This is a genomic window from Flavobacterium calami (assembly GCF_038290035.1).
GTDB lineage: Bacteria > Bacteroidota > Bacteroidia > Flavobacteriales > Flavobacteriaceae > Flavobacterium > Flavobacterium calami.
Genome location: NZ_JBBYHS010000035.1, coordinates 1 through 10,954, shown reverse-complemented (window position 1 = coordinate 10,954; position 10,954 = coordinate 1). Strand labels below are relative to the sequence as shown.

The 10,954-nt window shown below is 33.3% G+C and carries 11 protein-coding genes; all 11 read left to right on the top strand.

All coding sequences use genetic code 11. The features are described 5' to 3' along the window. Positions 1-189: hypothetical protein (locus tag AAEO57_RS20680; protein WP_341694927.1), on the top strand; the 189-nt coding region annotated here is incomplete at its 5' end. 55 nt (positions 190-244) lie between these two features. Beyond that, positions 245-847: a hypothetical protein gene (locus tag AAEO57_RS20675; protein ID WP_341694926.1), complete on the top strand. Its 603-nt coding sequence runs from the start codon at positions 245-247 to the stop codon at positions 845-847. A gap of 200 nt (positions 848-1,047) precedes the next feature. Continuing rightward, entirely contained in the window at positions 1,048-1,938 is an 891-nt protein-coding gene (locus tag AAEO57_RS20670) for an AraC family transcriptional regulator (protein ID WP_341694925.1), read from the top strand. Between the two features lie 74 nt (positions 1,939-2,012). Continuing rightward, positions 2,013-2,555 (top strand): YceI family protein, encoded by a 543-nt coding sequence (locus AAEO57_RS20665; RefSeq protein ID WP_341694924.1) that lies wholly within the window; start codon positions 2,013-2,015, stop codon positions 2,553-2,555. Positions 2,556-2,557: 2 nt separating this feature from the next. Next, on the top strand, positions 2,558-3,388 hold the full coding sequence (locus AAEO57_RS20660; RefSeq protein WP_341694923.1) for an oxidoreductase: 831 nt from the start codon (positions 2,558-2,560) through the stop codon (positions 3,386-3,388). A gap of 179 nt (positions 3,389-3,567) precedes the next feature. After that, positions 3,568-3,984, top strand: coding sequence for a hypothetical protein (locus AAEO57_RS20655; protein ID WP_341694922.1), 417 nt, complete (start codon positions 3,568-3,570; stop codon positions 3,982-3,984). 192 nt (positions 3,985-4,176) lie between these two features. Further along, complete coding sequence (locus AAEO57_RS20650) at positions 4,177-4,632, top strand: hypothetical protein (RefSeq protein WP_341694921.1); 456 nt, start codon at positions 4,177-4,179, stop codon at positions 4,630-4,632. Between the two features lie 2,929 nt (positions 4,633-7,561). Then, positions 7,562-7,936 carry a hypothetical protein gene (locus AAEO57_RS20645; RefSeq protein WP_341694920.1) on the top strand — a complete coding sequence of 125 codons (375 nt, stop codon included), beginning with the start codon at positions 7,562-7,564 and terminating at the stop codon, positions 7,934-7,936. Next, the gene (locus AAEO57_RS20640) at positions 7,918-9,108 is read left to right on the top strand and encodes a hypothetical protein (RefSeq protein WP_341694919.1); all 1,191 of its coding nucleotides are present in this window, start codon (positions 7,918-7,920) and stop codon (positions 9,106-9,108) included. The genes AAEO57_RS20645 and AAEO57_RS20640 overlap by 19 nt, the downstream gene beginning before the upstream one ends. 274 nt (positions 9,109-9,382) lie before the next feature. Then, positions 9,383-10,093 carry a hypothetical protein gene (locus tag AAEO57_RS20635; protein WP_341694918.1) on the top strand — a complete coding sequence of 237 codons (711 nt, stop codon included), beginning with the start codon at positions 9,383-9,385 and terminating at the stop codon, positions 10,091-10,093. 170 nt (positions 10,094-10,263) lie between these two features. Further along, positions 10,264-10,698 carry a hypothetical protein gene (locus AAEO57_RS20630; protein WP_341694917.1) on the top strand — a complete coding sequence of 145 codons (435 nt, stop codon included), beginning with the start codon at positions 10,264-10,266 and terminating at the stop codon, positions 10,696-10,698. The last annotated feature ends 256 nt before the right edge of the window (positions 10,699-10,954 follow it).

Genomic DNA, 10,954 nt, shown 5'->3' with positions numbered 1-10,954 from the left:
GTTACACGAGATTTGGGTTTTAGGCTGAATTTAATGATGGTTTTGTACTTTGAAAATTTGTGTTTAATCGAAAAACCTCGCCTCTTTAATCCCAAACCTCGTGTAGCGCCAGAACGTTGGCAGACATATTATGACGAAACTTCAGAAAACAACATTTATCTTAATACTTATTCTTTTTGCAAGTTGTAAAAGGAATGAGAACGATATTGAATTCAACAGAGATATTGAGTTTAACAGAAATGTTTTGGTCGAAATTTTGCCAAGCATAATGGACTCAACTTGTGTTGATGTAAGAATTTTTTCAAATCCTCCGCCTAGATATGGAAAATCAATATTTAACAAAGAAGGTTACTATGTTAAAACTGATTCGACGAAAGCAACTCCAGAAGAAATTAAAAATTTTAAAGAATGGAAACAACAAATTTCTGATATCGAAAAAGATACTTCTAAAGTAATTATTGCTTTTGACCCAAAAATTTTGCCTTATGAAAAAGAGTATGAAAAAATAATAGTCGAAAATTTTCCTAAAGATACTTTACTAAAAATAAAAACAGATAAAACAAAAGAATATATTCTTGATTTTAAGAACATTAAATTGAATGGTAAATTCAAACTAAAAAACATAAATGAATTTGATAAAGAAAACATTTTTGAAAGAAAATACAAATTTAACTTTTCAGGAATATTAAGAGTTTCAGGAATAAAATTTGACAAAAAACGTGAAAACGGAATTCTTGATGTTGGCTTTACTTGTGGAAGATTATGCGGTTATGGAAATAAAATCTTTATCAAGAAGGTAAAGAATAAATGGAAAATAATTAAAATGGAAGAAACTTGGATTTCATAGAAATACGCCTGCCAACACACGCTACAAGCAAGCTGGGCAATTGGCTTAATTTGAAGATAGTTTGTGTTTGATACATTTGTTTTTAACCGAAAGATTGCGCATCTTTAATCCCAGCCTGCGTGTAGCGCGGGAACGTTAGGCGTAATGCTACGAGCAACCGTGCAGACATCAACAATCGGAAAAATTACGACCTTTGACAAATGAAAGAATTGTTTCCATTTTATACCATCGGACATTTTATAAACGAGCCAACAAACCGAACTGAATTTGAAATTATGCGGTTTGACGAAATGGGCGAACCCGAAGTGGACGACATTCACAAACACACTTTTTATGAAATACTTTGGACAGAAAAAGGAATAAGCAAACAAACCATAGACTATAAAGAATATGAAGTTTTGCCAAACAGTTTATTTTTTATCTCACCAAACCAAGTTCATCAATTTGAAGAATGGAAACCGTTGAAAGGTGGTACAATTCTATTTACCGAAGATTTCTTTTTGCTCAACCACAGCAACAAGGACAAACTTTTTGAATTAAGTTTTTTGGACAACTTCTATGCAAATCCTTGTATTCAATTAGACAAGAGAAATTTTGCCGACATCAAGCAAACCATTGACCTAATTACAATCGAACAAAAACGAGCAGACAAAAGCCAAACAATTACACAATCATTGCTTCATATTTTGTTGGCACAAGTTCAGCGTTGCATTGACACAGAAACAGAAAAACCAGTTTCAAAAAAATACTTAATTCTCTTCAAACAGTTCAAAAATCTTTTGGATAAGCATTTTGCCGAAAACAAAACGACTACTTTTTTTGCTCAACAACTTCATATTACTGCACATCATTTAAACCTAATCACAAAAGATATTACAGGAAAAACTGCAAGTGAAGTAATAAGATCAAGAAGTATTTTAGAAGCCAAACGACTTTTAACTTTTACAGACAAGACCGTTTCAGAAATTGCCTTTGAATTGAATTATACGGATAGTTCTTACTTTGCCAAAACCTTTAAAGCCGAAACAAATCTTTCGCCAATGTCATTTAAAACTGAAATGTCCGAAAAGTACCGAACAAGAAACGTTTAATCATAACATCAAAATACCAAGTTGTCGCACCTTTGCATTGTCAATAATGACATCACAATTCAATATTTTATACGATGCAAGAAACAGCAAAATGGGTTTTAGACCCAAGCCACACAAAAGTAGGTTTTAGTGTGCGACACTTCGGAATTTCTGAAACAGACGGTTTTTTCAGAAACTACACAGGAACAGTAACAACAGAAAAGAACGACTTTTCAGATTTAAAAGTTAGCGTAGTTGTGCAAATTGACAGCATAGACACCAACGATGCTCAAAGAGATGCACACTTAAAGGCAGATGACTTTTTTAACGCTGAAAAGTTTCCAGAGATGAAATTTGAAAGCACAAAGTTAGAAACGACTGCAACTGGCAACGAGTACAAATTGCACGGAAATTTGACAATCCGTGATGTAACCAAACCAGTAATTTTTGATTTGGAATACGCAGGTACTGTGCCACAAGACCCATTTGGAAACACAAAAGCAGGTTTCTTTATCTCAGGTAGCATTAACCGACAAGATTTTGGACTTTCGTTTAATGTTTTATTGGGCACAGGTAACTTGGCAGTTTCCGACAAAGTAAAAATCAATATTCCTGTTCAACTTTTAAAAGTAGCCTAACTATGATAAATAAAATTTGGTTTATCACAGGAATTTCAAGCGGTTTGGGCAAGGCACTTGCCCAAACTGTAATTGAAAATGGCGACTTTGTAATCGGTACATTTCGCAATCAAACTCAAGCAGACGTTTTCAATAATCAACACAAAGACGAAGCATTTGCCTTGACTTTGGACATAACAAAACCGACTGAAATTGAAAAAGCAGTTAAAATTGTTACAGGCAAGTTTGGAAAAATTGATGTGCTTGTAAACAATGCAGGTTTTGGGTTTGCAGGTGCTATTGAAGAAACAAGCACAACCGAAACAAGAGAAATTTTTGAAGCTAACTTCTTTGGAACTTTGCAATTAACGCAAACTTTTTTGCCGTTGTTCAGGCAACAAAAAAGTGGACACATCATTCAAATTTCTTCTCACGGTGGTTTTAAAGCATTTCCAGGTTTTGGTATTTACAATGCAAGCAAGTTTGCATTAGAAGGTTTTAGTGAAGCATTGGCAATTGAAGTTGCACCATTGGGCATAAAACTAACCATTGTAGAACCCGGACCATTCAGAACAAACTTTGCAGGCAGTTCTTTCAAAAAAGCCGACAAAATTATTGAAGATTACAATCCAACAGCTGGAACATTTAGAGAACGAATGAAACAAGTGGACGGTAAACAAGAAGGCGACCCAATAAAAGCATCACAAGCCATTATTGATATAACTAAACTAGACACACCACCTTTGCGACTTCCATTAGGAAAAATTGCAATCGTTTCTTTAACTACAAAGTTGGACAGCGTACAAAAAGACATTAACGCATACAAAGACATTGCAGAAAGTGTAGTATATTAGCGGTGGACAAAAGCACATACGCCTAACAGCGGTTTTGCGTCAGGCGGGTTTACCTATTTCGTAAGACAATTTCTGCTATATTTGAAATGCGTGCTTTGTTTCGTGTGAGTGGTAAAACTCCCGCCCGAACGCAAAGCCGCAAAACGTTACAAGCAAGCTTCACAAACATTCTGCAAAAAATGAAAACTGACAAATCGATAAAAGAAATAACTATTGCAGCGATAAACCGAAGTGTAATGAATCCTGAAAATTGGTTGTATTCGAAAGTTTGTGTGGAAGATAAATCTACAGAATTTGTCTTGGAAGAAAATGAATTGCCAATCTTTGAAATAAAAAGCCAGAAAGCAAAAACAATAATTACAACTCGACGCATAATTGAAAAAGAGAATGGAAATCTAAACTTTGTGAGTTTTGAAGAAATTGATGACGTAGTTTACGGAGATTTTAAAAAGCAAGTAAACAAACCTGAATTGTCGAAATTCAGAATTGTAGATATGTATGGAGACGAATTTGATTTTCAAATGGAAACTGGAAAAGCATCAATTGGACTAATTAAAAGTGTAAATACGATGTTGAAATTAAAAGCCAGCTTGTAACAGCCATTTGGCGTGATTGGGGTTTTAGGCAGAATTTAAAAATGATCTTGCATTTGGAAAATTTGTCTTTAACAGCAAAATCTCGCATCTTTAATCCCCAACCTCGCCAAGTGGCGGAACGTTGTATGCTATTTTACTAAAAATCAGAATCAAAATTAAATCTGAAATATCCAAAAATCCATCAAATCAAAAATGAAACTAAAAATTATATATTTATTTGTTTTTTTAACTTTAGTTTCTTGTAAGAAAGACCAAAATGAGAATACAATAGATGAAAATTTTTGTAGAGAACAATTGGAAATTTTAATTGACGAAAGCAGAATCAAAATAGACATTGAAAGTAATATTGGTAGAATTGAAACTGAAAAAATAATTAACAAAAAACCTGTTATAGAAAATAAATCTTTTAAACTCACAGAAGTTGAAAAGCAAAAGTTATTTTCAAATGCATATAAATTAATAACTCTAAAAGAGTATACAATTCAAACTAAGACTTGCAATGCAGGAGAAAATTTTATTTTAAGATTAGTATGTAATAATAAAGTCTTGGAATTTCACCAGTCTTCAGTAGTTAGTTGGTCAAGGATTTCGAAAGAAACAACGGAAATATATTCAATACTTAAAGGCAAAACAGACTTAAAAGAATAAAAACAGCATACAACAGCCATTTGGCGCGATTGGGGTTTTAGTCTGAATTTAAAGATGGTTTTGCATTTGTGAAATTTGTGTTTAACTGAAAAATCTCGCATCTTTATTCCCCAACCTCGCCAAGTGGCGAAACGTTATGGCGTATAGCTCCGCTAACGAGAAGCAACCGAATTTAATCAGGAATTTTAGCTCGCAAAAGCAAAACGAAGCAGAAACCGAGCCGACCGAAATCTGAAACAAAACTCTCCCCTAAATTGTTGCGCACAAACAAAATGTGAACCTCTTTTCGGACAATCGAAAGCGGAATTTTTTTGTCGATTTTTTTGATATTTAACGGAAGTCTAAATTTGAAAAACTGAAACTAATTGGAACGGAAAATCGGAAGGCGGAAAAACTTTCCGAAATTGGAGTCGACAATTGAAACGTCCAAACTTTGGTGCTCAACAGACGTGTCGCTACACACCATAACACACGCTACAAGCGATTTGGGCAATTGGCTTAATTTAGAAATGGTTTTGTATTTGTGAGAATTTGGTTAAACCGAAAAATAGCGCTACTTTAGTCCCAAACCGCGTGTAGCGCGAGACCGTTACTGGAGACTTGTGCCGAAATTACGCAGATAAAAACAATTTGAAAATAAGCATTTGTTTCCGCAGAAAGTTAACAAAGCAGAAACGTGAAAATTGGAACTTTTCAGCAAAAACTTGAAAAAGTGAAACCTGAAAAGCAGAAGCGTGAAAATTGGAATCTGCCAACAGAAATTTGAAAAGCACAAACTTGAATTTTTTTTGCGCAGAATTTTAAAACGAAAAGTAAATAATTGAAAAAAACGTTGAAAATTACGAACCGAAAATCAGAAACGTAAAAATTGGATTTTGCCAACAGAAGTGTGAAAAGTTTACGGTTCAATTGTAATTTCGACAAAACAAGCCTCCAGTAACAGCCGTTTGGCGAGATTGGGGTTTTAGGCTTAACGGAAAGTTGGTTTTGTATTTGGAAAATTTGTGTTTAACCGAAAAATCTCGCATCTTTATTCCCCAACCTCGCCAAGCGCCAGAACGTTATATGCCAGTTCGCCGAAATTACGCAGAAGAAAATAATCAGAAAACGAATATTTAGTTCCGCAGAAATTTTAAAAACAGAAACTTGAAAATTTTACCAAACTGACTCTGAAAGTTGGAATCTGAAAATCGATTTTGCCAAACGAAATCTGAAAGTTAGAATTTGCAAACAGAAGCGTGAAAAATTGGAATTTTAAAGGCAGAAACTTGAAAGTTTTTGCGCAAAAATTATAAAACAAAAAAGAAACTTAAAGAGAAAAACAGAAACTTGAAAATTGGGTTTTGCCAACAGAAACGTGAAAAACTTTCTGGTAAAAAAACGTAATTTCGTCCAAAGAACCGGCATATAACAGCGGTTTGGCGTGATTGCGAATTTAGTGGTAAAATCAAGTTTACGTTTCGCAAGAAATTATATCTTTAACAGAAAATAATCAGTTCCGTACTTCGCAACCACGCCAAGCCGCGGAACGTTAGGAGAGATTGCTCCGTGGACGAACAACAGTAGCATTTAACGAGGATTTTGGAAGCGGAAAAGACTAAAAACGTCTAAAGAAAGCTGACGAAAATTGGGCGCAGAAAATATTGCGGACAAACAAAACGTGAAACGCTGTTCGGACAAACGAAAGCGGATTTTTTTTTGGTTTAACTGAAGTTTGAAACTCAAGTGCTGAAACTAATTGGAACGGAAAAACAGAAGGCGGAATAGCTTGCCGAAATTGAAATCGAAAATTGGAACGGCAAATCGTTCGTGCTTTTCGTCCGTGTCGCAACCTCTCCTAACAGCGGTTACACGAGATTTGGGTTTTTGGCTTAATTTAAAGTTGGTTTTGTATTTGGGAGATTTGGCAAATCCGAAGATAAGGCTTAATTTAATCCCAAACTGCTTGTAGCGCGAGAACGTTATAGGGCAGTTATGCCGAAATTACGCAGATAAAAACAATTAGAAAATAAGCATTTGTTCCCGCAGAAAGTTAACAAAGCAGAAGCGTGAAAATTGGAACTTGCCAGCAGAAACCTGAAAAGTAGAAACCTGAAAAGTAGAAACCTGAAAAACAGAAGCGTGAAAGTCGGTTTCTGCCAACAGAAAGTTGAAAAGTTGAAGTGTAAAATCCGAAGTCTGAAAATTGGAATTTGCCAACAGAAGTTTGAATTTTTTTGAGCAGAATTTATAATTAGAAAGCAAATAATTGAAAATAATAAGCCGAAAATTACGAACCCAAAAACAGAAACGTGAAAATTGGAATGTGCCAACAGAAGAGTGAAAGTTTTGGTGTTTAATCGTAATTTCGACAAAAATAACCGCCCTATAACAGCCGTTACACGAGATTTGGGCATTAGGTTGAATTTAAAGATGGTTTTGTACTTGGAAAATTTGTGTTTAACCGAAAAACCTCGCATCTTTAATCCCAAACCTCGTGTAGCGCCAAGACGTTGTGCGCGATTGCTCCCAAATTGGAAATCGGAAAACCGAAAAATTAGTTGACAATCTAAATTGCAAAATTAAATATTGGAAAGCGGAAAATTGGATTTTGACAAACCGAGACTTGAAAAATTTGGAATCTGAAAAGCAGAAATTTGAAACTTGGATTTTGATAAACTAAAACCGAAAAATTGGAGCCGGAAAATCGAAATCTGAAATTCGAAAATAATATTGAAATCGCATAACCGAACTGTTGTCGATCTTCAGAACTTGCTCACTTTACGTGTCGCAACCTCGCACAACACACGTCTCTAGCTATTTGCAAATTTAGTGGAATTATCGTTTTTAATTCCTATTTTCGTTTAGCCGAAAATAATCTGTTTCATAAGTTGCAAACAACTAGAGGCGCAGAAACGTTAGCAGTCAGTTACCAAAAATAAAAACAGAAATGAAAAATATACTAGCAATTTTATTATTTACAATATCAGTTTGTAGCGCACAGAAAGCTGAAAAAACTATCGTTACAATTCCCAATGCTCCAGGAATAGTCTATGAAGTTGGAAATGGCGAAATATTTGAAAGTGCTATTAAAATTAAAAATGCTAAAAATAAAGAAGAAGGAATTGACGCCGAAAATAAATATTTGGAAAATAAATATGGATTAATAAACGTAGGTTGGAAGCCATTTGGAAGTGAATTCTACGAAGTCAAAAGAAAAACTTACAACTTAATTCATATTGAAATATTAAAAAAGGATGCTAATATTGAAAATGAAATGACAACCGTTTATTTTGATATAACGGAATGTTTAAAAGGAAAATAACCGAACTGCTAACAGCCACTACAACGGATTTGGGCATTGGCTTAATGGAAATTTGGTTTTGTATTTGGAAGTTTAGGCATAACCGAAAGATTACGCATTTTAATCCCAAACCCGCTGTAGTGCCAGAACGTTACAGGAAACCTTGCCACAAAATTAACCGAATAAAAATGAATTATATTTTAGTCATCATCTTATTGTTTTTTTCCACTATCTATTCACAAGATAAAGTTGATTCCTCTTTTATATTTTCAAAATACGAACATTTTGATTCTGATAAAAAAGGAGTTAAACTTAGAGATATCTTGAATGAGGATCGTGAAGCACTAATTATATTCTTGGATGATAGCAAATTCATTTCTTTAAAGAACAATAAAGTTAAATGTTATAGAATATGTAAAGACACTGTAATTAACAATATAGTAGAGTTGAATAATATTGATGCAATAAAATGTAAGTCTATAATTGATACATTGGTCTCGATTGATCCAAAAAAAATAATTAATGAAATTGATAAAGAAAATAGAATACATATCGAAAATTTAGGTAGGTATATGGTATCATTTTATAAAGATAACAAAGCTTTAAAGCTTTTTTATAGTTACTCTTCCGAGACTAATTTTGAAGACAAGTTTACTTTTCCTAAAGACAGAAAAACGTTTTTAAATAATTACTTAAATCTGACAAAATATTTTTATGATAAAGAATTTGAACGAGTGAAATCTTTAGATACGATTTATTTACTTATTGAAAGAGAAAAAAATATACAATATGAGCGATCGAATTTTTCAGACACGATTTATTCGACTATGGTTGAAAAAGGGAAAAATATGACACATATTCTTGATATAAATAAATTAAAAAGCATACGACAAGAAACTTATGACTTCCAATTTAATTGCTCTTATGTCAGTTTTACACATTTAAGTCGCTTTAGTTTTACTGAAACCAGTAATGCATTTTATGAAAAGGAATCATTTTTAAAAACTAATTCTGATAAAATATTGCATCTTGAAGATTTACAAAGATTTACCCAATGTGATTTGGAACTATTAATAGCTTCAAATTACAAAAAAGTTTTTATCATTGATAAAGATGAGATTAATGGTGGGAAAATTAAAATTAAAGAAGTTAAAGGCGGAACTCGGTGTTGGTTGGAACAACAGGAGGATTAAAAGGTAATGGACTTAATGTCTATTTCGTATTAGTAACTAGGTGTTAGAAAACAAATATTGAACGATAAAAAAGGCTTCCTGTAACAGCTACTACAACGGATTTGGGCAATAGGCTTAATGGAAAGATGGTTTTGTATTTGAATGATTTGCTTCGTCCGTTCGTCCCGCTAATTAGCGGGACTCGGGTGGCAAATCCGAAAATAGGGCTTAATTTAGTCCCAAACCCGCTGTAGTACCAGAACGTTAGTGGCAAGGCTAAAAAAAAAAGAGAACGTTGAAAGCAAAAATATATTCAAATAAACTACTTATAGGAGCCACCGACTTACAAATCGGAGACGATAATATGGGTTGCATATTTGGAGAATTTGTTCCAACCGAAAATTATTTTAAATACATACAAAAATCTGTTTGGAAATTTTGGAAAACAAATAAACCTGATTATAAAAAATGGAGTTCTTTACGATTTAATGTCCAATTAGAGAATGGTTATTTTCTTTATCCAATTGGTGGTTATACGTTTGATGATAATCCTGATTTCCCTACCGAACCAAAGCGAATTGATATTGCTGGAATTGACAGAGATGTATTAGATTTTTTTTCTCTACAAAATTCTCCCAACCTTTTTGTTGAAGAGCCTTGGGAAGATATTACAATAAATCAAAAAATTGGTTTTGAAGAAGAACTAAGTAAAGAAATCGGTTTGGAAGAAAAATCTATGTTTGATTTTTTAAAACCTAAACAAGAAAAACATAAACTTTCCGATTTTAAATTTTCTGCACTTTGTAAATATAAATCTGATGATGATGTTTTATTTGAAGTTAGAAATCAAAACTTTGAGAAGCAGTTTGCTGTTATTCATTTGACCTGGAAAGGTAAAAAGGAAATTGATGGATTTCCAGGAACTGATTTTTTTAAAGACTTTAATGAATTTAGAAATTTAAGAATGATTCCAGACAAAAATGAATGGGAAGAATTGGAAAGCTGAAAAGCCCAGCCACTAACAGCCACTACAACGGATTTGGGCATTTGGCTTAATGGAAAAATGGTCTTGTATTTGGGATGATTTGGCAAATCCGAAAATAGGGCTTAATTTAGTCCCAAACCCGCTGTAGTGCCAAGACGTTACCAGCAATAGAAAACAAAACTCTACAGAAAATGAAAATCTCAAGAATTTTATTAGAAACTATTTTTCCAATTACAATTGGAGCGATATTTATTGTTGGATATTTTTTCATTACCGACAAATTCTTCCGAGAGCCAGGTTTAGAAGATTGTGAAAGTTGTTATCCAAGTACCTTAGAATATTTAAAAAATATATTGGGGATTGTATTACCTATCAGTTTGTACCAAATAGCTATTGGCAATTCGATTCTCAATAGAAATGGAAATAGATTGAAGCTGAGCTTTCTGAATAGCATTGTATTTGCAATTTTAGTCATTGGAATATTAATTGTGATAAATTTATTTCTAAGAAAAGTTGAATGGGAGTTCTATCCGGTAATCTTTATAGCACTCATTCTTTTTGGATTATTATTTACAGTACTAATAAAATTTAGTCGAAAAATGTTTGCTGATAAATTTATCGAGTAAAATCTACTGCTGGTAACAGCCACTACAACGGATTTGGGCATTAGGCTTAATGGAAAAATGGTCTTGTATTTGGGAGATTTGGCAAATCCGAAAATAGGGCTTAATTTAGTCCCAAACCCGCTGTAGTGCCAGAACGTTAGCGGTCAGTTTGGTAGAAATCGAAAAAATGAAAACATTGCAAATGAAAATCATCAAAATCATTATTGCATTTATGTTTGTAACCATTTCTTTTGGACAAATTCCGCCAAAAGGAACA

What these genes read in the sequence shown, in the direction of transcription:
- AAEO57_RS20670 (WP_341694925.1), top strand. Translation starts at nt 1,048, where the DNA reads ATGAAAGAATTGTTTCCATTTTATACCATCGGACATTTTATAAACGAG.
- AAEO57_RS20630 (WP_341694917.1), top strand. Translation starts at nt 10,264, where the DNA reads ATGAAAATCTCAAGAATTTTATTAGAAACTATTTTTCCAATTACAATT.
- AAEO57_RS20660 (WP_341694923.1), top strand. Translation starts at nt 2,558, where the DNA reads ATGATAAATAAAATTTGGTTTATCACAGGAATTTCAAGCGGTTTGGGC.
- AAEO57_RS20650 (WP_341694921.1), top strand. Translation starts at nt 4,177, where the DNA reads ATGAAACTAAAAATTATATATTTATTTGTTTTTTTAACTTTAGTTTCT.
- AAEO57_RS20665 (WP_341694924.1), top strand. Translation starts at nt 2,013, where the DNA reads ATGCAAGAAACAGCAAAATGGGTTTTAGACCCAAGCCACACAAAAGTA.
- AAEO57_RS20655 (WP_341694922.1), top strand. Translation starts at nt 3,568, where the DNA reads ATGAAAACTGACAAATCGATAAAAGAAATAACTATTGCAGCGATAAAC.
- AAEO57_RS20640 (WP_341694919.1), top strand. Translation starts at nt 7,918, where the DNA reads ATGTTTAAAAGGAAAATAACCGAACTGCTAACAGCCACTACAACGGAT.
- AAEO57_RS20645 (WP_341694920.1), top strand. Translation starts at nt 7,562, where the DNA reads ATGAAAAATATACTAGCAATTTTATTATTTACAATATCAGTTTGTAGC.